Annotated in this window: 20 protein-coding genes; 15 read left to right on the top strand and 5 right to left on the bottom strand. The window is 69.7% G+C overall.

The features are described from left to right. Positions 1-150: 150 nt before the first annotated feature. The 13 genes from ABLE93_RS03050 (at position 151) to ABLE93_RS02990 (ending at position 16,577) form a co-directional block, all read left to right on the top strand. Complete coding sequence (locus ABLE93_RS03050) at positions 151-1,131, top strand: 3-hydroxyacyl-CoA dehydrogenase (RefSeq protein WP_348837832.1); 981 nt, start codon at positions 151-153, stop codon at positions 1,129-1,131. Further along, positions 1,128-1,898 (top strand): IclR family transcriptional regulator, encoded by a 771-nt coding sequence (locus tag ABLE93_RS03045; protein WP_348837831.1) that lies wholly within the window; start codon positions 1,128-1,130, stop codon positions 1,896-1,898. Before ABLE93_RS03050 ends, ABLE93_RS03045 begins: the two co-directional genes overlap by 4 nt. 271 nt (positions 1,899-2,169) lie before the next feature. After that, the gene (locus ABLE93_RS03040) at positions 2,170-2,538 is read left to right on the top strand and encodes a hypothetical protein (RefSeq protein WP_348837829.1); all 369 of its coding nucleotides are present in this window, start codon (positions 2,170-2,172) and stop codon (positions 2,536-2,538) included. Between the two features lie 185 nt (positions 2,539-2,723). Continuing rightward, on the top strand, positions 2,724-3,362 hold the full coding sequence (gene maiA, locus ABLE93_RS03035) for a maleylacetoacetate isomerase (protein ID WP_348837827.1): 639 nt from the start codon (positions 2,724-2,726) through the stop codon (positions 3,360-3,362). A 68-nt stretch (positions 3,363-3,430) separates the two neighbouring features. Further along, entirely contained in the window at positions 3,431-4,039 is a 609-nt protein-coding gene (locus ABLE93_RS03030) for a TRAP transporter small permease subunit (protein ID WP_348837826.1), read from the top strand. 49 nt (positions 4,040-4,088) lie between these two features. Further along, positions 4,089-6,008: a TRAP transporter large permease gene (locus tag ABLE93_RS03025; RefSeq protein ID WP_348837825.1), complete on the top strand. Its 1,920-nt coding sequence runs from the start codon at positions 4,089-4,091 to the stop codon at positions 6,006-6,008. Between the two features lie 88 nt (positions 6,009-6,096). Then, entirely contained in the window at positions 6,097-7,185 is a 1,089-nt protein-coding gene (locus ABLE93_RS03020) for a TRAP transporter substrate-binding protein (protein ID WP_348837824.1), read from the top strand. Positions 7,186-7,337: 152 nt separating this feature from the next. Continuing rightward, positions 7,338-9,710, top strand: coding sequence for a xanthine dehydrogenase family protein molybdopterin-binding subunit (locus tag ABLE93_RS03015; RefSeq protein WP_348837822.1), 2,373 nt, complete (start codon positions 7,338-7,340; stop codon positions 9,708-9,710). Further along, positions 9,707-10,525, top strand: a complete 819-nt coding sequence (locus ABLE93_RS03010) for an FAD binding domain-containing protein (RefSeq protein WP_348837821.1) — start codon at positions 9,707-9,709, stop codon at positions 10,523-10,525. The genes ABLE93_RS03015 and ABLE93_RS03010 overlap by 4 nt, the downstream gene beginning before the upstream one ends. Next, a complete protein-coding gene (locus ABLE93_RS03005) occupies positions 10,522-11,646 on the top strand; it encodes a 2Fe-2S iron-sulfur cluster-binding protein (protein WP_348837820.1) in 1,125 nt (374 codons plus the stop codon). Before ABLE93_RS03010 ends, ABLE93_RS03005 begins: the two co-directional genes overlap by 4 nt. A gap of 95 nt (positions 11,647-11,741) precedes the next feature. Next, positions 11,742-14,630 carry an FAD-dependent oxidoreductase gene (locus tag ABLE93_RS03000; protein WP_348837819.1) on the top strand — a complete coding sequence of 963 codons (2,889 nt, stop codon included), beginning with the start codon at positions 11,742-11,744 and terminating at the stop codon, positions 14,628-14,630. 13 nt (positions 14,631-14,643) lie between these two features. Next, positions 14,644-15,165 (top strand): aromatic-ring-hydroxylating dioxygenase subunit beta, encoded by a 522-nt coding sequence (locus ABLE93_RS02995; protein ID WP_348837817.1) that lies wholly within the window; start codon positions 14,644-14,646, stop codon positions 15,163-15,165. A 2-nt stretch (positions 15,166-15,167) separates the two neighbouring features. Further along, a complete protein-coding gene (locus ABLE93_RS02990) occupies positions 15,168-16,577 on the top strand; it encodes an amidase (RefSeq protein WP_348837816.1) in 1,410 nt (469 codons plus the stop codon). Between the two features lie 36 nt (positions 16,578-16,613). Here ABLE93_RS02990 and ABLE93_RS02985 read toward each other — a convergent pair whose 3' ends face one another. After that, complete coding sequence (locus tag ABLE93_RS02985) at positions 16,614-17,573, bottom strand: ABC transporter substrate-binding protein (RefSeq protein ID WP_348837815.1); 960 nt, start codon at positions 17,571-17,573, stop codon at positions 16,614-16,616. Between the two features lie 322 nt (positions 17,574-17,895). Here ABLE93_RS02985 and ABLE93_RS02980 point away from each other — a divergent pair, with 322 nt between their 5' ends. Both ABLE93_RS02980 and ABLE93_RS02975 read left to right on the top strand, forming a co-directional pair. After that, a complete protein-coding gene (locus ABLE93_RS02980) occupies positions 17,896-18,606 on the top strand; it encodes a MarR family winged helix-turn-helix transcriptional regulator (RefSeq protein ID WP_348837814.1) in 711 nt (236 codons plus the stop codon). 102 nt (positions 18,607-18,708) lie between these two features. Further along, positions 18,709-20,097 (top strand): FAD-binding oxidoreductase, encoded by a 1,389-nt coding sequence (locus ABLE93_RS02975; RefSeq protein WP_348837813.1) that lies wholly within the window; start codon positions 18,709-18,711, stop codon positions 20,095-20,097. Positions 20,098-20,112: 15 nt separating this feature from the next. Here ABLE93_RS02975 and otnC read toward each other — a convergent pair whose 3' ends face one another. The 4 genes from otnC to ABLE93_RS02955 form a co-directional block, all read right to left on the bottom strand. Then, positions 20,113-20,784, bottom strand: a complete 672-nt coding sequence (gene otnC, locus ABLE93_RS02970) for a 3-oxo-tetronate 4-phosphate decarboxylase (protein ID WP_348837812.1) — start codon at positions 20,782-20,784, stop codon at positions 20,113-20,115. Between the two features lie 72 nt (positions 20,785-20,856). After that, a complete protein-coding gene (locus ABLE93_RS02965; RefSeq protein WP_348837811.1) occupies positions 20,857-21,999 on the bottom strand; it encodes an acyl-CoA dehydrogenase family protein in 1,143 nt (380 codons plus the stop codon). A gap of 7 nt (positions 22,000-22,006) precedes the next feature. Beyond that, positions 22,007-22,771: an enoyl-CoA hydratase/isomerase family protein gene (locus ABLE93_RS02960; protein ID WP_348837809.1), complete on the bottom strand. Its 765-nt coding sequence runs from the start codon at positions 22,769-22,771 to the stop codon at positions 22,007-22,009. 7 nt (positions 22,772-22,778) lie between these two features. Continuing rightward, complete coding sequence (locus ABLE93_RS02955; RefSeq protein ID WP_348837808.1) at positions 22,779-24,092, bottom strand: TRAP transporter large permease; 1,314 nt, start codon at positions 24,090-24,092, stop codon at positions 22,779-22,781. Between the last annotated feature and the right edge of the window lie 8 nt (positions 24,093-24,100).

Raw genomic sequence — 24,100 nt, 5'->3', positions numbered from 1 at the left:
TGCTGCAAAGCATTCAAGCGAGAAAACCTTGGGGATGTTCAGTTCACACCTGATGCGCGCGGCAATCCGAGCCCCGATTGACAAAGCGCCGTGGCCACTGGAATGTGCGTAATACGAACAAGTGATCTGATAATCGCACAAAGGTGGCCCATGGCGGACGACGGGACGGGGCAGGTGGCGCTGGTGGGCGGGGGCAGCATGGGGCTCGGATGGGCCGTGGTGTTCGCCCGCGCCGGACGGCAGGTCCGTGTGTTCGATGCCTCGGCCGAGGTGCGCGCGCAGGTGCGGGACGGCGTCGCCGCGCGCCTCTCGGCCCTTAAGGACTACGGCCTGCTCGACGAAGCGCCGGAGGCCATCCTCGCCCGGGTGAACGTGGCGGGCGACCTCGCCGCCGCGGTGGAGGGGGCGGTGCACGTGCAGGAGAACGTGCCGGAGCGGCTCGACCTCAAGCTCGACCTGTTCCGCGCCCTCGACGAACTCGCCCGGCCCGATGCGGTGCTCGCCAGTTCCACCTCCTCCCTGCCGGCTTCGGATTTCGCCTCGGACCTGCCCGGGCGCGGGCGCTGCCTCGTCGCCCATCCCGCCAACCCGCCCCATCTGCTGCCGGTGGTGGAGATCGTGCCCGCCCCCTTCACCGTGCCGGAGGCGGTGGCGCGCACGCGGGCGCTGATGGCTGCCGTCGGTCAGGCGCCGGTGCTGCTCAAGCGCGAGGTCAACGGCTTCATCTACAACCGCCTGCAGGGCGCGGTGCTGCGCGAGGCCTACTGGCTGCTGGAGCAGGGCATCGCCGACGTGGCCGACATCGACGCCGTGATGACCTCGGGCCTCGGCCTGCGCTGGTCCATCATCGGTCCGTTCGAGACGGCGGACCTCAATTATCGCGGCGGCATCGCCGAGCACGCCGCGCGCATGGGCACGCGCTATCGCGAGATGGGCGCCGAGCGCGGCCAGCCGGACGTCTGGGGGGAGGAACTCGTCGCGCGCGCCACGGCGGCGCGGCGCGCGGCGCTGCCTCTCGACCAGTGGGACGCGCGGGTCGCCTGGCGCGACGCCCGCCTCATGGAGGCCCGCGCCGCCGCCCGCACCGCGGCGCGGGCGCATGGCGACAACGCGGCGGGAGCCGGCGCATGAAGGACGCAGCCGAGGACAAGGACTATGTCCAGTCGCTGGTGCGTGGGCTGGAGGTGATCCGCACCTTCAGCCAGTACAAGCCGCGCATGACCCTGAGCGAGGTGGCCCAGCACGCCGGCCTGACCCGCGCGGCTGCGCGGCGCTTCCTGCTCACGCTGGTGCGCGAGGGCTATGCCGAGACCGACGGGAAGTATTTCTCCCTGCGCCCCAAGGTGCTCGACCTCGGCTTCGCCTATCTCTCCTCCTTGCCCATGTGGGAACTGGCCCAGCCGGTGATGCGCGAGCTGGTGAACGGCCTGCAGGAATCCTGCTCGCTCGCGGTGCTCGACGGGCTCGACATCGTCTATGTGGCGCGCGTGCCCACAGAGCGGGTGATGACCATCGGCCTCAGCATCGGCAGCCGCCTGCCGGCCTTCTGCACCTCCATGGGGCGGACGCTGCTGGCCGGCCTGCCGCCCGCCGAGCTGGCGGTGTTCTACGACCGGGTGAAGCTGGAGCGGCGCACCGAGAACACGGTGGCCAACATGGTGGCGCTGAAGGACGCCATCGACGCCTCGCGCCGGCAGGGCTGGACGCTGGTGGACCAGGAACTGGAGATGGGGGTGAGGTCCATCGCCGTGCCGGTCCGCAACCGCCGCTCGGAAGTGCTGGCGGCGCTCAATGTCAGCACCCACGCCGGCCGCACCACGCTCGAGACCATGAAGACGCGCTTCCTGCCCGCGCTGCTCGATGCCGCCCAGAAAATCTCCGCCTCGCTGTCGCAGTGAGGCGCTGACGGCCGCGGCCGCGCCGGCGGTGCGTCTCGCGTTGGGCGGGGCGGGAAGGGCGCCTGCGGAATTAGTCAGTATGCATTGCTTTTTCCGGCTGAACCGAACAGCGGGAAGGCAGTTTGCTGCGCAATAATGCAGCATTGAGCCCACATGGTCGGCATTTAGTCGAATTCTGATGTGGCGCATTGACGGCCGAATTAATCAGTGTACTCCTATTAATGGAGTCCGCCGCTGGCGGCTCCGCCGATGGCGCACGAGGGAGAAAAGCATGGCTCAGGAGCCGCTCGCCACAAAGGGCAACTTCCTGCACATCTATGACTTCACCATCCACCCCGGCGTGGAGGAGGAGTTCATCAAGGAGTTCGAGGCGTTCGATTATTCGGACGGAAACCCCATGCACAAGTCATGGGCGCAGGTGAAGGACGGCGTCCTCCTGCGGGACGAGGAAAATCCGCTCCGGTTCTACTTGATCGCCGAGTGGAAGGACATCGAGGAGCACGCCAAGATCCGCAAGATCCTGGCGGAGGAGATCAAGCCCTCCTTCATCCGGCATATCGTCGGCGGCAGCTTCGTGCCGCGCTATGCCAAGGTGGTTTCGAGCACCCCCGACGAGATCCTGGCCAAGGCGGCCGGCTGACACGCGTCACCGGTCCCCTTGCGGGTGGCGCGCGGGGGCGCCACCCGCACCGACACGGCGGGTCCGCCCCGGAGGGCGGCGCGCCCGTTGCCAGCGGGCGCTCGGCGCACCGCGGGCCGCAAGCGACATCGCGACGGCAACGAACGTCGCGAAGACAAAAAAACAACATCCTCCAGAGTGCGCTGATGGAACTCTACGGCTTCTTCAGGTCGTCCGCCTCCTACCGGGTGCGCATCGCGCTGGCCTTCAAGGGCCTCGCCGCGCTGCCGCGGGCCGTGAGCCTGCCGAAGATGGAGCACAAGGCGGACGACTTCGTGCGGCTCAACCCGGAAGGCCTCGTGCCAGCCCTGGTGGACGGCCAGACGGTGCTGACCCAGTCGCTCGCCATCATGGAATATCTGGAGGAGACCCATCCCGCCCCGCCGCTGCTGCCGCAGGGCGCCGCCGCCCGCGCCTATGTGCGCGGCGTCAGCCAGATCGTGTGCTGCGACATCCACCCGCTGAACAACGTGCGGGTGCTCAAATATCTCGACGCCCGCCTCGGCCGCACCGAGGCCGAGCGCGCCGCGTGGTACGCCCACTGGATCGCCGAGGGCTTCCGCAGCATCGAGGCGACGCTGCGCGCCCGCGGGCTGAGCGGGCGCTTCGTGTTCGGCGATGCCCCCGGCATGGCGGACATCTGCCTGGTGCCCCAGGTGTTCAACGCCCTGCGGTTCGACTGTGATCTTACCGATTACCCGCTGGCGCTCAGGATCTATGAGAATTGCATGGACCTTGACTGCTTTTCTTCCACACATCCCAAGCTTCAGGCAGACGCCGCCTAGTTTAGAATAGTTATTTTTACATTTGCACATTCGCCGTGCTCGCATCCCCCTGCCCCGGGAGTAAAGGCATGAAGACGCCGCTTGCCATTGCCCGTTCCATCGATGCGCTGAACGCCCTCGTCGGCCGCATCGCCTGCTGGGCGATTTTTGTCGCCATTCTCGTCTCCGCCGGCAATGCGGTGGTGCGCAAGACCTTCGGCATCTCCTCCAACGCCTGGCTGGAGCTGCAATGGTATCTGTTCGGCGCCGTCTTCATGCTGTGCGCGCCGTGGACCCTCCAGCTCAATGAGCACATCCGCATCGACATCGTGGCGTCCCGCCTGAGCCGGCGCGCGGTGAACCTCATCGAGGTGGCCTGCATCGTCCTCTTCCTCATGGTGTTCTGTTGCCTCATGGTGTGGCTGTCGGTGCCGTTCGTGCTCGGCTCGCTCAGCTCGGGCGAGATGTCCACCAATGCCGGCGGCCTCATCCTGTGGCCGGCCAAGGCGCTGATCCTCATCGGCTTCGTGCTGCTGCTCCTGCAGGGCGTGAGCGAGCTCATCAAGCGTATCGCCATCATGCGCGGCGACCTCGACGACACGGCGGGCGGCGACCTGCACGAGGCGGAGGCCGAGCGCATCCTGCATGAGCTCGCGAAGGTGGACCCGCGCGTCTCCGAAGGGGGCATGCGGCCATGAGCCTTCGCCTCTTCCGCCCGTCCGCCTGCACCGGCCAAGGCCTCTACCGATGATCGCGTTCGTCGCCCAGAATCTCGCGCCCATCATGTTCGCGACCCTCGTCGTGTTCATGCTGCTGGGCTATCCCGTGGCTTTCGCCCTCGCCGCCAACGGCCTCCTGTTCTTCTTCATCGCGGTGGAGCTCTCGCCTTACGCGCCGGACACCATCACTTTGTCCTGGCCGCTGCTCCAGGCGCTGCCGGAGCGGGTGTTTGGCACCATGGCCAACGAGGTGCTGCTCGCCATCCCCTTCTTCACCTTCATGGGGCTGATCCTCGAACGATCCGGCATGGCGGAGGACCTGCTGGAGACCATCGGCCAGCTGTTCGGCACCGTGCGCGGGGGCCTCGCCTATGCCGTGATCTTCGTCGGCGCGCTGCTGGCGGCCACGACGGGCGTGGTGGCGGCCTCGGTGATCTCCATGGGGCTCATCTCGCTGCCCATCATGCTGCGCTACGGCTACGACCGGCGCCTCGCCTCGGGCGTGATCGCCGCCTCCGGCACGCTGGCGCAGATCATCCCGCCCTCGCTGGTGCTCATCGTGATGGCCGATCAGCTCGGCCGCTCCGTGGGCGACATGTACGAGGGCGCCTTCCTGCCGGGCCTGCTCCTCTCCGGCCTCTACATGGGGCTGGTGTTCCTGGTCACGCTGGTGGCGCCGAAGTCCGCCCCCGGACTGCCGCGCGAGGCGCTGAACTATTGCGAGCCGTCCGGCGCGCGCGGCGTGTGGCAGCTCGCCGTCCTGCTCGCCTTCTCCACCGGCGTCGCCATGCTGGTGATGCGCGACACGGGCATCAAGGGCGGAGCGGACTACGTCATCCTCGCCATCTGCATCGCCGTGGTGGTGGCGCTGGTGAGCGCCCTGCTCAACCGCTTCCTCGGCGCGCGCCGCCTGGTGCTCTCCGCGGTGCTGGCCGCCGGCTTCGCGCTGGCCTACGGGATGCTGAGCAATACTGGCCACCAGGCCCTTGGCCTTGCCGCCGACATCGTCGCGGCGGGCGCGCTCTATGCGTTCATCGCCGGCGGGGTGGAGCGCTTCACCGGGGTGCGGCTGGTCTCGCGCATGGCGCAGCAGGTCACCTTCGTGATGGTGCCGCCGCTCCTCCTGATCTTCCTCGTGCTCGGCACCATCTTCCTCGGCGTCGCAACGCCCACCGAGGGCGGCGCCATGGGCGCCATCGGCGCCATGGTGCTCGCGGCCATCAAGCGGCGGCTGGAGAACAATCCGGGCCGCTTCTCCCTCGCCATCCTGACCCAGGCGACGCAAACCACGGCGAAGCTCTCGGCCTTCGCCATCTTCATCGTGGTGGGCGCGCGGGTGTTCTCGCTCACCTTCTACGGCATCAACGGGCATCTGTGGGTGGAGCACCTGCTCACCAGCCTGCCGGGCGGCCAGGTGGGCTTCCTGCTGTTCATCAACGCGCTGATCTTCATCCTCGCCTTCTTTCTCGATTTCTTCGAGCTCGCCTTCATCATCGTGCCGCTGCTCGGCCCGGCGGCGGAGAAGCTCGGCATCGATCTGATCTGGCTCGGGGTGATGCTGGGCGTGAACATGCAGACCTCCTTCATGCACCCGCCCTTCGGCTTCGCGCTGTTCTATCTGCGCTCGGTGGCGCCGAAGGTGCCCTATCTCGACAAGCTCACCGGCCGGCGGATGGAGCCCGTCACCTCGGCGCAGATCTATTGGGGCGCCATCCCCTTCGTGGTGGTGCAATTGGTGATGGTGGGCATCATCATCGCCTTCCCCGGCCTCGTCATGCACTACAAGTCCGCCGCCGTGACGGCGGACCCCGCCGCCGCCCAGCGCCAGCTCGACAGCCTCGACGGGCCGGGCGGCCTCTCCGACCTGCCGGGCATGCCGGGACTCGACGATCTGCCCAGAAACGATCTGCCCAAAAACGATCTGCCGAAGCCAGGCGCGGGCCTGTGACCGGCGCCGTGCGCGCCGGCGTGAACCAAGAGCTTTTTCCGGCACCGCACAGCGGGCCGTCCAGTCGGGACCGAAGAGGGGAATGAAGATGAAGCGTCGTACTTTCCTGACCCAGATGGCCGCAGGGACCGCGGCCTCCGTCGTCGCTGCGCCGGCGCTCGCCCAGGGCCTGCCCTCGGTGAAGTGGCGCATGGCGACCAGCTGGCCCAAGAGCCTCGACACCATCTACGGCTCGGCCGCCGCCATGTGCCAGCGCATCGGCGAACTGACCGACGGCAAGTTCGAGGTGATGCCGTTTGCCGGCGGCGAAATCGTGGGCGCCACCCAGGTGTTCGATGCCACCAAGAACAAGACGGTGGAGTGCTCGCACACGCTCACCGCCTTCTTCACCGGCAAGAACCCGGCCTATGCCTTCGACGGCGGCATCGCCTTCGGCATGAACGCGCGGCAGCAGAACGCCTGGTACTATTACGGCGGCGGCAAGGCCCTCATCCAGGAGCTGTTCGGCAAGGAAAACATGGTCTCCTTCCCGTGCGGCAACACCGGCGTGCAGATGGGCGGCTGGTACCGCAAGGAGATCAAGGGCCTGGAAGACCTCCAGGGCCTGAAGATGCGCATCGCCGGCCTCGGCGGCCGCATCCTCGGCAAGCTCGGCGTGGTGCCCCAGCAGATCTCCCCCGGCGACATCTATCCCTCGTTGGAGCGCGGCACCATCGACGCGGCCGAGTGGATCGGCCCCTATGACGACGAGAAGCTGGGCTTCAACAAGGTGGCGAAGTTCTACTACACCCCCGGCTGGTGGGAGGGCAGCGCCCAGATCACCACGCTTGCCAACAAGGAAGCCTTCGACGCTTTGCCGCCCCTCTACAAGGTGGCGTTCGAGACCGCGGCGACCGAGCAGAACCTGATGATGCTCGCCAATTACGACACCAAGAATCCCGAGGCGCTGCGCCGCCTCCTGGGCCTCGGCGTGGAGCTGCGCGCCTTCCCGCAGCCGGTGATGGACGCGGTCTACAAGGCCACCACGGAGACCTTCGCCGAGATCGCCGGCACCAATGCCGAGTTCAAGAAGATCTACGAGCCGTGGAAGTCCTTCCTGAACGAATCCAACAGCTGGATGCGCGTCGCCGACTATCGCCTAGACACCTTCCGCTTCGCCGCTCCCAAGTGGCCGTGAGGAAAGTGGCCGTGAGGAAAGTGGCCGTGAGGAAAGCGGCCGTGATCGGGTGAGCAACCGAGCGTGAGTGGCCGGGCCCGCCCGGCTGTGATCGACTGAAACCCCGGACCGGGACGGCGCCGCCGCCCCGGTCCGCCACAGGAGAGACGGGTATGGCCGTGGACCAGGCGGAAGCTGCGGTGAAGGGCGAGGGCATCGGCGCACGGGTGCGCCGCAAGGAGGATGCGCGCCATCTCATGGGGCGCGGCCGCTTCGCCGGCGACATCCGCATGCCGGGCATGAGCGACGTGGCGTTCCTCAGGAGCCCGGTCGCCCACGCGCGCATCATCTCGGTGACGAAGCCGCAGGGGCACGAAGGCGAGATCTTCACCAGCGCCGATGCGGCGGCCGTGGGCGACATCATCACCCGCTCCACCATTCCCGGCTACAAGCTCTCCGCCTATCCGCCGCTGGCGCGGGACAAGGTGCGCTTCGTCGGCGATATCGTCGCCATGGCCTATGCCCCGACGCGCGCCGAGGCGGAGGATCTGTGCGAGGCGGTGACCTTCGACTACGAGGAGCTGCCCGTCATCGTCGATTGCGACCAGGGCCGCGAAGCCGGCGCGGCGCTGCTGCACGAGGCGTGGGGCGACAATCTCTTCCTCGAGACGAGCTTCGATTCCGGCGGCATGGAGGAGGTGGCCCGCACCGCCCCCGTCAGGGTGCAGAAGCGCTTCCGCACCGGCCGCCAGTGCATGCACCCCATGGAGGGCAAGGGGCTGGTGGCGTGGTGGGACTTCCAGGCCAACATGCTGGTGGTCAACACCTCGACCCAGGTGCCGCACATGATCCGCACCGGCCTGTCCGAGACCCTCGGCCTGCCGGAGGGCCAGATCCGCATCGCGCCGCCCGACGTAGGCGGCGGCTTCGGCTACAAGTGCCTGCTCCAGCCGGAGGAGGTGCTGGTGGCGTGGCTGGCGATGACGCTGAAGCGCCCGTTCCGCTGGATCGAGGACCGGCGCGAGCACCTCACCGCCGGCGCCAATGCGCGCGAGCATGAATACGTCATCACCGCCTATGCCGACGCGCGCGGCAAGCTGCTCGGCCTCGATGCGGAAGTGGCGGTGAACGTGGGCGCCTATTCGGTCTGGCCCTTCACCGCCTGCCTCGAGGCCGCGCAGGCCGGCGGCAACCTGCCGGGGCCGTACATTTGGCCGGTCTACCGCTGCAAGACCTATTCGGTGGCCACCAACAAGCCGCCCTTCGCGCCCTATCGCGGCGTGGCGCGGCCGGGCGTGTGCTTCGCCATGGAGCTCACCATCGACGCCATCGCCGCGGCGGTGGGGCGCGAGGCGGTGGACGTGCGGGCCGAGAACCTCGTGCCCGGCTCGGCCATGCCCTATACCAACATCACCAAGAAATATTACGACAGCGGCGACTATCCCGCCTCGCTCGCGACCGCGCGGGAGATGATCGGCTTCGACGCGGTGCGCGCCCGCCAGGCAGCGGGCGAGAGCGACGGGCGGCTCATCGGCGTCGGCTTCTCCACCTATACCGAGCAGTCGGCCCACGGCACCAAGGTGTTCGCCTCCTGGGGCACGCCGCTCGTGCCCGGCTACGAGCAGGCCACCATCCGCATCAACCCCGACGGCAGCGCCGACGTGCGCGCCGGCATCCACACCATCGGCCAGGGCCTGGAGACGACGCTGGCGCAGATGGCGAGCGAGATCCTCACCCTTCCGGTGGCGCAGATCCGGGTGATCCTCGGCGACACCGCCACCACCCCCTTCTCCACCGGCGCCTATGCCTCGCGCGGCATCGTCATGGCCGGCGGGGCGGTCTCGCGCACGGCGGAGAAGCTGGCGGAGAAGGTGAAGAAGCTCGCCGCCCATCTGCTCCAGTGCGCGCCCTCCGACATCCGCTTCGACAGCGGCGTCATCCACGGCCTGAACGGCTCCACCACCTTCGCCGAGGTTGCCCGCGCCTGGTACACGACGCCGGAAGTCCTGCCCGACGGCGTCGACACCGGCGGTCTCGAGGTGACCGAGGGCTACAAGCCGCAGGTGGACACCGGCGTGTTCTCCTACGCCACCCACGCCGCCGTGGTGGCGGTGGACCCCAGGACCGGCGCCACCGAGATTCTCGACTATGTGGTGGTGGAGGATTGCGGGCGCATGGTGAACCCCATGATCGTCGAGGGGCAGGCCTATGGCGGCGTTGCCCAGGGCATCGGCACCGCCTTGTTCGAGGAGAGCACCTACGACGCCGAGGGCCAGCCCCTCGCGTCCACCCTGATTGACTATCTGCTGCCCGGTCCCACCGAGCTGCCCAAGGTGCGCGTCGCCCACACCGAGACGCTCTCGCCCTTCTCCGCCCACGGCATCAAGGGTGTGGGGGAGGGCGGCGCCATCGCCCCCGCCGGGGCGGTGGTGAACGCCATGAACGACGCGCTGAAGGGCCTCGGCGCGAGCCTTACCGAAATCCCGGCGACGCCCGAGCGCGTGCTCGCGGCGCTGTCCGATGCCAAGGGGAGAAGCGCGGCATGAAGCCCGCCCCGTTCGACCTCACCCTCGCCGAAAGCCTGCCCCAGGCCCTCGCCGCTCTCGCGGCGGAGGGCGCCAAGCCGGTGTCCGGCGGCTGCTCGCTCGGGCCCATGCTCAACCTGCGCCTCGCGCGGCCCTCGGCCCTCGTGGACCTGCGCCGCGTCGGCGCGCTGCGCACGCTGGAGGGCAGCAAGACCCATCTCGACATCGGCGCCGGCTGGACCCATGCGGAGATCGAGGACGGCGTCGTCCCGGACGTGACCGCCGGCCTCATGCGCCGCGTTGCCCACGGCATCGCCTATCGCGCGGTGCGCAACCGCGGCACCATCGGCGGCAGCCTCGCCCATGCCGATCCCGCGGCGGACTGGATCTCCACCCTCACCGCGCTGGACGCCCGCCTGCTGATCCGCTCGGCCGCCGGCGCGCGCGAATGCGCCATGGGGGACTTCATGCTCGCCGCCTACACCACCAGCCTCGCCAGCGGCGAGGTTCTGGCGGCCGTGCGGGTCCCGGTGCTCTCGGCCGGCGCCAGGGCGGGCTACCACAAGATCTGCCGCAAGACCGGCGAGTTCGCCCAGGCCATCGGCGCGGTGGTGCTGGATGGGCCGCGCGGCTTCGCCCGCGTGGTGGCGGGGGCGGTGGAAGCCCCGCCGCTGGTGCTCGCCGCGGCCTCGGACGCGCTGCGCGCGGGGGATGCGGCCAAGGCGGCCCGGCTGGCGGCCGAAGAGGTGGATGCGGCCTTCGCCGGCCAGGCGGAGAGCTTCCGCGCACTGCACCGGGTGGCGGTGGAGCGCGCGCTGGACGAGGTGCGCTCATGAACGCCATCACCCTCACCGTCAACGGCCGGCGGGTTTCCAGCCTGGTGGAGCCGCGCACCCATCTCGCCGATTTCCTGCGCGAGCATCTCGACCTCACCGGCACGCATCTCGGCTGCGAGCAGGGGGTGTGCGGGGCCTGCACCGTGCTGATCGACGGCAAGCCGCAGCGCTCCTGTATCGCCTCCGCCGCCGCCTGCGACGGGGCCGACGTGCGCACCATCGAGGGCTTCGACGGCGACCCGGTGATGGGCGAGCTGCGCGAGGCCTTCTCCGTCCATCACGCCCTGCAGTGCGGCTTCTGCACGCCGGGCATGCTGATCTCCTCGCGCGATATCGTGCTGCGCCTGGGCGAGAGTTCCGAGCGCACGGTGCGCGAGGAACTGAGCGGCAATCTCTGCCGCTGCACCGGTTATGTGGGCATCGTGAACGCCGTTTGTGCGGTCTCTGCCGGCAAGGCGCCGGCGGGCGATGCGGCGGTGGCGGATGTGGCGGCGGTCGCGGCGGCCACGCCGGCTGCGCCTTCCACCGCGGCGGCAAAGCCCGCCGTGCAGGCGCCGGCCGCGGCTTCCGTCGGAGCGGGTGGCAGCGAGATCCGCCAGTCCCTCAGCGTCGATGCCCCACCGGAAGCGGTGTGGCCGGCGCTGAAGGACATGAACCTCATCGCGAGCTGCCTGCCCGGCGCGGAGGTTCTGGCCTTCGACGGCGAGCGGCTGAAGGGGCGCATGGTGGTCACCTTCGGCCCCATCAAGGCGGCCTTCGGCGGCGATGCCACCGTGCGCTTCGACGAGGCGGCCCGCACGGGGCTGGTGGTGGGCTCCGGCCGCGACAGCGGCTCGGGCTCGCGCGCCCATGGCGAGATCGCCTTCGCCGTGAAGCCCGGCGCGGCGGGCGGCAGCGACATCGATCTGGCGCTGCGCTACCGCATCTCCGGCCCGCTGGCGCAATTCTCCCGCGGGGCGCTGGTGCAGAACCTCGTCAGCCATCTCACCGCGCTGTTCGCGGCAAATCTGGCGGCGCGGCTGAAGGGCGAGGCACCGGTGGCCGCGTCCGGCGGCCTCAGTGTCATGGCGGTGCTGGCGGCACTGGTGAAGGGCTGGTTCGGCCGCCTGCGCGGCGGCTGAGAAGGCCGCAGACGGCAGGCAGGCTCAGAACTGCTTGCCGACGGAAAATACAAAGTATACTGATTAAAAACAGTCGGACGGATCGGGAGGGCGCGATGGCCTGGCGGAAGGTGGCGGCATTCGAGGCGCTGCGCGACGGCGGCGTCACCGGCGTGGAGGTGGACAACACCCCCATCGCCCTGTTCCGCATGGGCGACGAGGTGCGCGCCACCCACGGTATTTGCACGCACGCTCTGGCTTTCCTCAAGGACGGCTATGTGGAGAACGGCACCATCGAGTGCCCGCTCCATCAGGGCGTCTTCGACATCCGCACCGGCCAAGCCCTGTGCGCACCGCTGACCCGGGACCTTCAGACCTTCGCCGCAAAGGTGGAGGGTGGGGCAGTCTATGTGGACCTGAAAATAGACAGTACACAACCTGATTCCGGCGCCGTCGCCGAAACCGCCTCCGCCGCCCCGGCACCGGCCGCGCCCGAGACGGCCGATGCACCGGCGCAGCTACCGCTGGTGATCGCCGGCGCCGGGCAGGCCGCCGCCGCCGCCATCCGTGCCGCGCGCGCCGCCGGCTTCGCCGCGCCCATCCATCTGGTGGGCGCCGAGCCGCATCTGCCTTATGAGCGGCCGCCGCTCTCCAAGGACGCGCTCTCGGAGACGTTCGATCCTGCGAGCGCCACCTGTTTCTCCATGCAGGACGCGGCGACGCTGGGCGTCAGCCTGCATCTTTCCACCCGCGTCACCGGCGTCGATGGCGCCGCCCGCCGCGTGACGCTGTCCGACGGCACGGCGCTCGACTATGGCGCGCTGCTGATCGCCACCGGCGGCGCGGCCCGGCGCCTCGGAGTGCCGGGGGCGGACCTTCCCGGCGTCCACCATCTGCGCACCCATGAAGATGCGCGGGCCATCGCCGCCGCGCTCCAGGGCGCGAAGCGGGTGGCCGTGGTGGGCGGCGGCTTCATCGGGCTAGAGCTCGCCTCCGCCGCCCGCGCCCGCGGCGCCGAGGTGGTGGTGCTGGAGCGCGAGAGCGAGCTGATGGCGCGCCTGCTGCCGCCCGCGCTGGGCGCCGCCTTCCGCACCCTCGCCACGGCCAACGGCGTGGACATCCGCCGCGATGTGGCGGTGGAGGCCATCGCCGCCCGCGACGGCGCCCTCGTGCTCGCCACCACCCAGGGCGAGATCACCGCCGACACCGTCCTGGTGGGCGTCGGCCTCATTCCCGAGACCGGCCTTGCCGAACTTGCCGGCTGCGCGGTGGAGGGCGGCATCGTCGTGAATGCGGCGGGCCGCACCAGCGTTCCCGGCATCTGGGCGGCGGGCGACTGCGCCCTCCATCACGCCCCGCTCAACGGCCGGCGTGGCCGCCTCGAAAGCTGGCAGAATGCCGAGGAGCAGGGCGCCGCCGCCGGCCGCAGCATCGCCGGCGACGAGACCGCCCGGGCGGACAAGGCGCCGTGGTTCTGGACCGACCAGTTCGGCCTCAACATCCAGATGGCCGGCGTGCCCGGCCTTGCCGACCAGGTGGCGGTGAGCGGGCCCGCGGCGGCCGAGGGGGCGCTCTACCGCACCCTCGACGACGCCGGCCGCGTCACCGCCGTCGTCGCCTTCTCCGATGCCGCCGCCCTGCGCGCCGGCCGGGCGGAGATCGGCACGATTTTCGACCTTGAAGCCGCCGGCGCACGCCTCGTCGCGCCCGGCGAACCCCATGATGCGACCAGCGAAGAGGAGGACGACATGAGCGCGGACCCCGCAGCCCAGTTCGCCAAGACCTATGTGTGGCCCAAGGAGGGTCTCTCCATCATTCCCGACTGGGTCTATACGGACGAGACCATCTACCGCCGCGAGGTGGAGAAGATCTTCCACGGGCGCACCTGGAACTATGTGGCGCTCGAATGCGAGATCGAGAATCCCGGCGACTTCATCCGCTCCAACGTCGGCCCGACGCCGGTGGTGGTCGCCCGCGCCGAGGACGGCTCCATCAACGTCTTCGAGAACCGCTGCGCCCACCGCGCCGCCGAGTTCTGCCGCGACCTGTCGGGCAACGCCAAGGAGTTCGTCTGCCCCTACCACCAGTGGTCCTATGACCTGAAGGGCAATCTGGTGGGCGTCCCGTTCCGCCGGGGCGTGGACGGCAAGGGCGGCATGCCCAAGGACTTCAAGTCGGCCGACCATGGCCTGAAGCAGCTCAACGTCACCACCCATCGCGGCGTGGTCTTCGCCTCCTATGCGGACGACATGGAGCCCCTCGCCGACTATCTCGGCGACGAGGTGCTGCGCGAGTTCGAGGCCACCTTCGACGGGCGCAAGCTGACCCTGCTCGGGCACTACCGCCACAGCCTGCCGGGCAATTGGAAGCTCTATCACGAGAACCTCAAGGACCCCTATCACGCCACCTTGCTGCACACCTTCCTGGTCACGTTCGGCCTGCTGGTGGCGGGCAACAAGTCGCTGATGCTGGCCGATCCCACCGGCCGGCACGGGGTGATGGCCTCGGCCAAGTCGGATGCCGTGGTTTCCGAGGACAAGAAGAAGGAGATGCGGGCCTACAAGGAGGGCATGACCCTCGAGGAGCCGCGCTTCATGGACTTCATCGACGAGTTCGACAGCCCGTGGTCCGTCACCATGGCGACCATCTGGCCGAACCTCATCGTCCAGCGCGAGATGAACACGCTGGGCATCCGCCACATCGTGCCCAACGGCCCGAACGAATTCATCATGAAGTGGACCATGTTCGGCTTCGAGGGCGACGATGCGGAGATGACACGCCATCGCCTGCGCCAGGGCAACCTCATGGGTCCGGCCGGCTTCCTCGGCCTCGAGGACAACGAGGCCATCAAGTTCGTGCAGGACGGCATGCTTGGCATTCCCGGCGGCGAGCACCTCGTAAAGCTCGATCCCGACACCGAGGCCGGCACCGCCGACACCCTCATCTCGGAAGCCGCCATCCGCGCCATGTACCGCCACTGGCGCGACGTCATGGGCATCGCCTGAGGAGGATGCGGAGATGCTGACCGTACCCCTGCCCAACACCCCGTCGCGGGACGAGATGATCGACGCTTTGCTGCTCAAGGCGGAGGTGGAGGCCTTCAACGAGGCCTACGCCCGCGCCCTCGACGAGCAGCGCCTGATGGACTGGGCGGAGCTGTTCACGCCGGACGGCTTCTACACCATCATCTCGCGCGAGAATTACGACCGCAAGCTGCCGGTGGGCCTCATCTATTGCGAGAACCGCGGGATGATCCGCGACCGCGCCTTTGCGCTGGAAAAGACCGCCATGTTCGCGCCGCGCTACCTGCGGCACATGATCGGCTCCCTCAAGGTGGCTCAGGAGCCGGACGGCACCATCACCGCCGGTGCGAACTATGCGGTGTTCCAGGTGCTGTTCGACCGGCCGGATGCCACCATCCACCAGGTGGGGCGCTACGTGGACCGGTTCGAGCGCACGTCGGAGGGGCTGAAGCTCGCCTCGCGCACCTGCATTTACGACAGCCTGCTCATCGACAACGCCCTGTGCATTCCGGTGTGAGCATGGGGGAGGGGAGCATCCGGCGCCTCGCCGCGGCCCATGCGGCGGGGCGGGTGCGCGTGCGCGACACGGTGGCCGAGGCGCTCACCCGCGCCCATGCCGCGCAGGCGGCATCGAACTGCTTCGCGGCCATCGACGATGCCGGCGCCATGGCCGCCGCGGCGCGGATCGACGGTGAGATCGCGGCCGGCGCCGCGCCCGGTCCGCTCGCCGGCGTGCCGGTGACGGTGAAGGACATTCTCGATGTCGCGGGCCTGCCCACCCGCTGGGGCTCGCCGCTGTTCTCCGATGCGGCGCCGGCCGCCGCCGACATCGCTGCCGTTGCGCGCCTGCGGGCGGCCGGGGCCATCGTCATCGGCAAGACCACCACCACGGAATTCGCCCATTCGCCCCTCGGCGGCTCGCCCCTCACCGGCCTCACCCTCAATCCCTTCGCGCCCCATCTCACCTGCGGCGGCTCCTCGTCCGGGGCCGGGGTGAGCGCGGCGCTCGGCGTGACGCCGGTGACGCTTGCCACCGATGCCGGCTGCTCCAGCCGCCTGCCGGCGGCGGCCACCGGCACCTACGGCTTCAAGCCGACGCTGGGCCTCGTGCCGCACGAGCGCGTGCCCGACGCCTTCGGCAGCTTCATCCATCTCGGCCTCATCGCCCGCAGCGTCGCCGACATCGCCGCCACGCTGGAGGTGGTGGCGGGGCCCGAGGCCGGCGACCCCTGGAGCCAACGCGCCATACCGGCGCCGGCGGAAGGCGCGCCCCTCGCTGGACGGCGGGTGCTGCTGTGGATGCGCACCCGCAACACCTGCGTCGCGCCCGAAGTGGAGGCGGCGACGCGGGAGGCGGCGCGGGTGCTGGAAAGCCTGGGCGCGACAGTGCGCGAGGCGGACTATGCCCTTGCCCCGCCCGATCCCATCTGGAGCACGTTGCAGCAGACCAATTGGGCCATGCGTTTTGCCGCCGCTCCCGAGGCCGAGGTGGCACGCCTGTCGCCGGCGCTAAAGGAGGGCATCGCGGCCGCCCGGGGCTGGAGCGCGCTTGATCTCCAGCGCGCCCAGGTGGCGCGAACGCGGCTGTTCCGGGGGGTTCAGGCCGAAATGGCGCAGGTGGATTTCATCCTCACGCCCTGCGTGTCGGCGCCGCTGGTGGCGGCGGATTTCGACCTTGCCGGGCCGCTGACCATCGACGGCGAGGCGGTGGGGCCGCTGCGGGCCGAATGGACCTCGGCGCTCTCCCTGTTCGACCTCACCGGCCATCCGGCCATCGCCGTGCCGGTGGGACTTGCCGCCAACGGCGGCCCGCTGGCGGTGCAACTGGTGGCGGCGTGGAATAGCGACGCCGCGCTGCTGGCCGCTGCCGCGGCGTTCGCCGCCGTGGTGCCGGCGCCGGCCTGTCCCGGCGCGTATCCGGCGTTGTGAGAACGGGCGCGGGACCAGTCCCGCGCCCGCCGGGGCTCACTTGATGCTGGCCGACAGGGCGGGATCGAGCAGGTCGTTGGTGAAATAGTCGGGCGCCGACTGGCCCGCTGGCACCAGGCCGCCCTGGGCGAGCACGTCGAGGGCCTGCGCCCAGTCCGGCTCGGCCATGATGCCCATGGGCTTGCCCTTGGTGGCGGGGGTGCTCACGAAGCCCTTCAGCACCTCGATCTGCTGGCGCAGGATGGCGGGATTGAGCTTGGCGTTGGGGCGCGCCTCGACGATGGCGGCGACCGCCTCGTCCTCGTGGCCGTCGAGGATGTAGGTCCACGTGCCGGCGATGATGCTGGCGAAGCGGCGCAGGGCGTCGCCCTTGGCGGCGATGCTCTTTTCCGTGGCGAACAGGCCGAAGCTCGGGAAGGAGAGGCCGTAGGAGGCGAAGTTCAGTGCGCTGGAGGGCCGCTGCGCATCCACCAGCGGCAGGATGAAGGGCACGGAGGAGAACACCCCGTCGGCCCGGCCCACCATGTAGGTGCCGGCCTTGGCGGAGGCGTCCACCGCCACGAGGTCCACGTCGCTGCGGGAGAGGCCGCCGGCGGCGAGGAAGCGGTCGATGAACGGGGCCTCCAGCGAGCCGGCGGTGAAGGCGAGCTTCTTGCCTTTCAGCCCGGCCGGGCCGGTGATGCCGCTGTCTTTCGCCACCAGCAGGCCGATGTCGTTCTGCCGCACGAAGCCGGCGATGGCCTTCACCTGCAGGCCCTTGGACCGGCCGATGGCCATGGGCGCGAGGGAGGCGTGGCCCACGTCATACTCGCCGTTGCCCACGATCTGGACGGTGGCCACCGAGCCGTTGCCATCCACCACCTCCACGTCGAGGCCGTTGGCGGCGAACAGGCCCTTCTTGGCGGCGAGGTGGAAGGGGGCATGGACCCCCCACGGCGTCCAATCCAGCCGGACACGGATGACATCTGCGGCGGATGCCGGTGAAATCATCAGCATACAGCTGATAATTGTTGCAATGAGAGCCGGGGCAGACGTTCCGAACATCGCGATCAGTCCTTGTATGGTATCACCTAGGGCGGATACGCCGGGCGCAGGACGCCCATGTTGCGCAAGATACAATGTGGTACACTGCACGAAACATGCCTTCCCGCGATCAACTTTCCACAATTGTGCGTCCGTCGTGCGCCGGTTCGCCGCTTGCGGGCGCCTTGGCGGGTGTGCTCCCATCGGTGGCGGGCAAGGCATCGGAGCGCGCGAGGGATGTTCGGGCGCAGCGGCTCGGGATCGAGGGAAGGGTGAGGCCTTGAAGGGGAAGGACATGGACGCGGAGCCGCGCGCCGAGGCGCAGGCCCCCGCAGGCGGTCCGCGCAAGACGCCCGCCGCAAGCGCCCGGCCGGGCCGCATGGCGAAGGACGCCAGCCGCGCCGGGGCCCGCAAGACCCCCGTGCCGCCGGAGGCCCGCGCCGCGGATCGCGCCGGAGACCTCGTCGCGTTTCCTGCCGGGGATCTCAAGCCCTTTGAGGACGACGCCGGCGGGCGGCGCATGCCCCTGTGGGAGCGCCCCGGCTTCCTGGTGCGCCGGCTGCACCAGATCCACTCGGCGATGTTTCTGGAGGAGTGCAAGGCCTTCAACATCACGCCGGTGCAGTACGGCCTGATGACCACGCTGCTTCAGCATTCCGGCAGCGACCAGCGCACCATCGGTGTCGAGGTGGGCCTCGACCGCACCAATGTGGCCGACGTGCTGGAGCGCCTCGCCGAGCGCGGACTCGTGCGCCGCGCCCGCTCGGAAAAGGACCGCCGCTCCATGAACGCCTACCTCACCGAGGAGGGGCGGGCGCTGGTGGACCAGATGTACGGCTCGATGGTGCGGGCGCAGGAGCGCCTTCTGGAGCCACTCGATCCAGAGTTCCGCCCCGCCTTCCTCGCCATGCTCTCCCAGCTGGTGGACGGCAACAACCACTACAGCCGGGCCGAGCTGAAGGCCGATTTCAAGGTGGGCCGGCGCCGCCGCCAGAGCGACGACTGAGCCGCGGTCGGCGCGGTGCGCGCCCGTGCCCCGCGCCTTCCTGTTGGCAAGCGCCGCCCCAGGCGCTAAGCCGCGTCGACGAATTCGCGCTTGGGGAGCCTCATGAGCGCTGATGTGACGACGCGGCTTGCTGCCGCCCTCGGCCCTTCGGGCCTTCTCACCGGCGAGGCGGATACCGCCGCCTACGCCATCGACTGGCGCCGGCTGTTTCCCGGCCAGCCCCTGTGCGTCGCCCGGCCGGCCTCCACCGCCGAGGTCGCCGCGGTGGTGGACATCTGCCGCGCCGCCGGCGTCGCGCTGGTGCCGCAGGGCGGCAACACCGGTCTTGCCGGGGGCGCGGTGCCCGACGCCTCGGGCGGCCAGGTGGTGCTCTCCCTCACCCGCATGAACAAGGTGCGGGCGGTGGACCCGGTGGGGCTGACCCTATCCGCCGACGCCGGCTGCATCCTCAAGGTGGCGCAGGATGCCGCCGCCGAGGCCGGCCGGCTCCTGCCCATCAGCCTCGCAGCGGAAGGCTCGGCCACGGTGGGCGGCGTCGTCTCCACCAATGCGGGCGGCGTCAACGTCCTGCGCTACGGCATGGCCCGGGCACTGGTGCTCGGCCTCGAGGTGGTGCTGGCCGACGGCACGGTGGTGGACATGGCCCGCGCCCTGCGCAAGGACAATGCGGGCTACGACCTGAAGCAGCTGTTCATCGGCACCGAGGGGACCCTCGGCATCGTGACCGGCGCGGTGCTGCGCCTCGTGCCGCGGCCCCGCCACACGGTGACGGCGCTCCTCTCCGTGCCGAGCCCGGCGGCGGCGCTGGAGCTTTTTGCGCTGGCGCAGGAGGAGCTGGGCGACACCATCTCGGCCTTCGAGCTGATGTCTGGCTATTCCTTCGACCTGCTGAAGCGCCATCTGAACCTGACACCTCCCATCGGCGAGGGCGAGTGGTTCGTGCTGATGGAGGCCGGCGCGAGCCTCGCGGGGCTGCGCGAGGCGGCGGAGGCGGCGCTGGCCGCGGCGCTGGAGCAGGGCATCGCCCTGGACGGCGTGGTGGCCGAGACCGGCGCCCAGGCGGCGCAGCTGTGGGCGCTGCGCGAGCACATCACCGACGGCGAGGCCCGCGAGGGCAAGAGCATGAAGCACGACGTCTCGGTGCCCATCACGCAGGTGCCCGACTTCCTCGCGGCGGCCGACGTGGCCATCGCCGAGGGCGCGCCGGGGGCGCGGGTGAACGCCTTCGGCCATCTCGGCGACGGCAACATCCATTACAACGTGGTGCTGGCGCCGGGACAGGACGGCGCCGCCATCAACACGCTGGTGCACGACGTGGTGGCGCGCTTCTCCGGCTCCATCTCCGCCGAGCACGGCATCGGCCAGTACCGGGTGGACGAGCTCCTCCACCGCCGCGCGCCGCAGGAGATCGCCCTCGCCCGCCGCCTGAAGGCGGCGCTCGACCCCAAGGGCACCCTCAATCCCGGCAAGGTGCTGCCGGCGGGGGGCTGAGCGCCCCTTCCGCCGTCAGTGGTCGTGGCCGTCGGCGTCGGGTGCGGGCAGGGTGAGGCCGAAGACCCTCACGAGGTCTGCCACCTGCTCCGGCGAGAGGTAGCGCGGGTTCAGCCCGCGCAGCAGCAGGTAGAGCTTCGCCGTCTCCTCCAGCTCCTCGGTGGCGAAGACGGCCGCTTCCAGGCTGTCGCCCGCCACCACCGGCCCGTGGTTGGCCAGCAGAACGGACGAATAGCGCCCGGCAAGCCCGCGGATCGCATCCGCCACCGCCGGGTCGCCCGGCCGGAAATAGGGCAGCATCGCCGTCTGGCCGCAGCGCATCAGATAATAGGGCGTCATGGCGGGCAGCGCGGCGCGCGGGTCGATCTCCGGCAGCATGGTCAGCGCCACCGCGTGGGTAGAGTGCAGGTGGACGATGGCCCGCGCGCTGCCCCGCGTTTCGTAGAGCGCCGCATGCAGCGGGATCTCCTTGGTGGGGGCGTCGCCCTCCACCAGCCGGCCGGCAGCGTCGAGGCGCGAGATGCGGGCCGGGTCGAGGAAGCCGAGGGAGGCGTTGGTGGGCGTCACAAGCCAGCCGCCGTCGTCGAGCCGCAGGCTGATGTTGCCGGACGAGCCCGGCGTCAACCCGCGCTCGAACAGGGAGCGGCCGAAGGCGCAGATGCTCTCGCGCGATTTTGCTTCCGACATCATACCCGTCCGGCCCGCCCAGCGCCCCGTTCTGTCACGGCGCGGGCGGACCAGCAAGACGGATGCGGGGGATCAGCCCGCCAGCTCGCGGGCGATGATGAGGCGCTGCACCTCGCTCGTGCCCTCGACGATCTGCAGCACCTTGGCCTCGCCCAACAGGCCGGAGACCTCGAACTCCTCGAACACGCCGTAGCCGCCGTGCACCTGCAGGGCGATGTCGGCGATCTCGCCCGCCATCTCGCTGGCGAACAGCTTGGTCATGGAGGTTTCGGTGCGGAACGGCCGGCCCGCGTCGGAGATGGCGGCGGCGTTGCGCACCATCAGCTCGGCGGCGTGGATCTTGGTGAGGGCATCCGCCAGGGGAAAGGCGAGGCCCTGGTTGGAGAGGATGGGCGCGCCGCCCACGGTGCGGCCGGCGGCGTAGCTCCGCGCAAGGTCCACCGCCTTGCGCGACAGGCCGAGCCCGGTGGCGGCCACGAGGATGCGGCCGATGGAGAGGGTGGTGAGGATCTGCTTCAGCCCGTCGCCCCGGTTGCCGATCATGTTGGCCTTGGGCACGCGGCATTCGTCGAGGAACAGCTCCACCGAATCGGCGATGCGCCAGCCGATCTTGCGGCTCGCCTTGCCCACCCGGAAGCCCGGCGTGCCCACCGGCACCACGAAGGTGGAGAGGCCGCGCGCGCCCTTGTCGGGATCGGTGACGGCGATGAAGGTCGAGAGCCCGTGCAGCGGCGTGCCGGCATTGGTGGAGAAGATCTTGGCGCCGGTGAGCACGAAATCGTCGCCGTCCGCCACCGCGCGGGTGCGCGTCGCGGCGACGTCGGACCCGCCGTGGGGCTCGGTGACGCCGAAGGAGGCGATCATCTCGCCGCGGCAAAGGGGGGCGAGCCATTTTGCCTTCTGCTCCGGCGTGCCGTAGCGGGCGATCACCGTCATGGGCGCGCTGTTGCACAGATAGATGGCGGCGAAGCCCGGCTCCGCCCGCGCCAGCGTCTCGGCGACGATGGCGGCACCGCGCGTGCCCATGCCGCCGCCGTCGAACGCCTCCTCATAGGCCGTGCCCATGAAGCCGAGGGCGAGGAACTCGCGCACCAGCTCGGTGGGAAATTCGTGACGGTCGACGAAGGCCTTGATGCGCGGCGCCAGCACCTGCCGGGCGAAGCTTTCGAGGCTCGATTTCAGCAGGGTCTCGTCGTCGGACAAATCGAGAAGCATCTGGTCCTCACACGGATTTGGCGCGGAACGTGGCGAACGTGGCGCGGGCGGCAGGGGCGGCGCAGTTGGCGGCGAACAGCAGGTTCGCCTCCACGTCCATGGCCTCGCCGTCCGCCATGACATGGCGGGCGAAGAAGCGCTTGGTGGCGGCGACGGCGGGCGGCGGCAGCTCGGCGATCTGCCCGGCGAGACGCAGGGCACTGGCGAGCGCCTCGCCGTCCGGCGCCATGCGGTCGGCGAGGCCCATGGCCACGGCCTCCTCGCCCGTTAGCGCGTCCAGGCAGAAGCACAGGGTGCGGGCGCGCACGAAGCCGACCCGCGCCACCAGCGCCTTGAGGCCCCAGGGCGTGAGCCAGCCGATGGGCACCTCGGGCAGGCTCCAGCGTGAGCTCTTGCCGGCCACCACGAGGTCGCAGCAGGCGGCGAGGGTGAGCCCGCCGCCAATGGCGAAGCCCTCCACCGCCGCCACCACCGGCTTGGAGAGGAAGGCCATGAGCCGGCCGAGATCGCCGCAGGCCTGCTCGAAGCGGCACATGGCGTCCAGCTCCATGGCGCTGATGTATTTCAGGTCGCTGCCGGCGCAGAAGCCGGGGGCGACGCCGTCGAGCACGATGGCACGCACGCTCTCGTCCCGGTCGAGCCGGCGGAGCGCCGCGGCCAGCGTCTCCACCAGCGCGCCGTCCATGGCGTTGCGGCGCAGCGGGCGCAGCAGGGTGAGGCGGCGCACCGTGCCGTACGCCTCTTCCGCCAGGACCTGTGCGGTGTCGGTCATGGTGTCCTCACTGGATGTGGGCCGGCAGCCACATGGCGATCTGCGGGAAGGCGATCACCAGGCCGAGGGCCAGGAGCTGCAGCAGGATGAAGGGCCAGACCCCGGCGAAAATGTCGCCGAGCGACACCTCGGGCGGCGCCACGCCCTTCAGGTAGAAGGCGGCCGGCCCGAACGGCGGCGACAGGTAGGAGATCTGCATGTTCATGCAGAACAAAATGCCGAACCAGATGGGGTCGTAGCCCAGCCCTTTGATGATGGGTACGAAGATGGGCATGGTGAGGAGCGCGATGCCGATCCAGTCGATGAAGCAGCCGAGCACGATGAGGATGCCCATCATCAGCAGCAGCGTCCCCATGGGGCCGAAGCCGAGATCGAGGATCTCGCCGCGCAGGAAGTCGGTGCCGCCCGCCAGCGTATAGATGCCCACCAGTGCCGAGGCGCCGAAGAAGATCCAGGTCACCATGGCCACCGTGCGGCCGGTCTGCACCACCGAGTGGCGCAGGTTCGCATAATTGAACTGGCCGTTGACGGCGAGGATGACGAGGGCGCCGAGGGTGCCGAGCGCGCCGACCTCCGTGGGGGTCGCGATGCCCGTGTAGAAGCAGGTCATCACGAAGGCGATGAGCAGCGCCGGGGCGATGAGCTGGCGCATTTCGGCGACGCGCTGGGCAAACGGCACGTCGTACTCCCGCGGGTCCGGCGGCGGGGCAAGGTCCGGCCGGTGCCAGCAGATGAAGACCGCATAGGCGGAATACAGGGCCGCGAGCAGCAGCCCGGGGCCGATGGCGGCCATGAACAGGCCGCCGATGGAGACCTGCGCCACGAGGCCGTAGACGATGAGCACCACCGATGGCGGGATCATCGTGCCGAGCGAGCCGCCGGCGCAGATCACCCCGCTGACGAGGCGCTTGTCGTAGCCGCGCCGCAGCATGGCGGGCAGGCAGACGAGGCCGAGGGTGACGATCTCCGCCCCGATCACGCCGACCATGGCCGCCATGATGGTGGATGCGGCGATGGTGGCGACGGCGAGGCCGCCGGGAATGCGCCCGACCAGGAGGTGGAGGGACTTGAACATCCCTTCCACCAGGCCACTGCGCTCCAGGATGCAGCCCATGAGGACGAACAGCGGCACCGAGATCAGCGCGTAATTGTTCATCAGCGTGAAGATGCGGCTGACGATGAGGAAAAAGCTCTCGGTGCCGAAGAGGATGAAGCCGAAGACGCCAGCCGTGAAGGCCGTGACGAAGGCGAGCGGAAGCCCGATCACCATCAGCGCGACCATGAGCGTCACGATCAGCAGCGTGCCGTATTCAATGGACATCGAAATAC

Origin of the sequence: Xanthobacter pollutisoli (assembly GCF_040044995.1) — a bacterium.
In the GTDB taxonomy this organism is placed as follows: Bacteria; Pseudomonadota; Alphaproteobacteria; order Rhizobiales; family Xanthobacteraceae; genus Xanthobacter.
This window is presented reverse-complemented; position numbering and strand designations above follow the sequence as displayed.

Coding starts and splice junctions, on each gene's coding strand:
- ABLE93_RS03050 (WP_348837832.1), top strand. CDS start 151: ATGGCGGACGACGGGACGGGGCAGGTGGCGCTGGTGGGCGGGGGCAGC.
- ABLE93_RS03045 (WP_348837831.1), top strand. CDS start 1,128: ATGAAGGACGCAGCCGAGGACAAGGACTATGTCCAGTCGCTGGTGCGT.
- ABLE93_RS03040 (WP_348837829.1), top strand. CDS start 2,170: ATGGCTCAGGAGCCGCTCGCCACAAAGGGCAACTTCCTGCACATCTAT.
- maiA (WP_348837827.1), top strand. CDS start 2,724: ATGGAACTCTACGGCTTCTTCAGGTCGTCCGCCTCCTACCGGGTGCGC.
- ABLE93_RS03030 (WP_348837826.1), top strand. CDS start 3,431: ATGAAGACGCCGCTTGCCATTGCCCGTTCCATCGATGCGCTGAACGCC.
- ABLE93_RS03025 (WP_348837825.1), top strand. CDS start 4,089: ATGATCGCGTTCGTCGCCCAGAATCTCGCGCCCATCATGTTCGCGACC.
- ABLE93_RS03020 (WP_348837824.1), top strand. CDS start 6,097: ATGAAGCGTCGTACTTTCCTGACCCAGATGGCCGCAGGGACCGCGGCC.
- ABLE93_RS03015 (WP_348837822.1), top strand. CDS start 7,338: ATGGCCGTGGACCAGGCGGAAGCTGCGGTGAAGGGCGAGGGCATCGGC.
- ABLE93_RS03010 (WP_348837821.1), top strand. CDS start 9,707: ATGAAGCCCGCCCCGTTCGACCTCACCCTCGCCGAAAGCCTGCCCCAG.
- ABLE93_RS03005 (WP_348837820.1), top strand. CDS start 10,522: ATGAACGCCATCACCCTCACCGTCAACGGCCGGCGGGTTTCCAGCCTG.
- ABLE93_RS03000 (WP_348837819.1), top strand. CDS start 11,742: ATGGCCTGGCGGAAGGTGGCGGCATTCGAGGCGCTGCGCGACGGCGGC.
- ABLE93_RS02995 (WP_348837817.1), top strand. CDS start 14,644: ATGCTGACCGTACCCCTGCCCAACACCCCGTCGCGGGACGAGATGATC.
- ABLE93_RS02990 (WP_348837816.1), top strand. CDS start 15,168: ATGGGGGAGGGGAGCATCCGGCGCCTCGCCGCGGCCCATGCGGCGGGG.
- ABLE93_RS02985 (WP_348837815.1), bottom strand. CDS start 17,573: ATGCTGATGATTTCACCGGCATCCGCCGCAGATGTCATCCGTGTCCGG.
- ABLE93_RS02980 (WP_348837814.1), top strand. CDS start 17,896: ATGGACGCGGAGCCGCGCGCCGAGGCGCAGGCCCCCGCAGGCGGTCCG.
- ABLE93_RS02975 (WP_348837813.1), top strand. CDS start 18,709: ATGAGCGCTGATGTGACGACGCGGCTTGCTGCCGCCCTCGGCCCTTCG.
- otnC (WP_348837812.1), bottom strand. CDS start 20,784: ATGTCGGAAGCAAAATCGCGCGAGAGCATCTGCGCCTTCGGCCGCTCC.
- ABLE93_RS02965 (WP_348837811.1), bottom strand. CDS start 21,999: ATGCTTCTCGATTTGTCCGACGACGAGACCCTGCTGAAATCGAGCCTC.
- ABLE93_RS02960 (WP_348837809.1), bottom strand. CDS start 22,771: ATGACCGACACCGCACAGGTCCTGGCGGAAGAGGCGTACGGCACGGTG.
- ABLE93_RS02955 (WP_348837808.1), bottom strand. CDS start 24,092: ATGTCCATTGAATACGGCACGCTGCTGATCGTGACGCTCATGGTCGCG.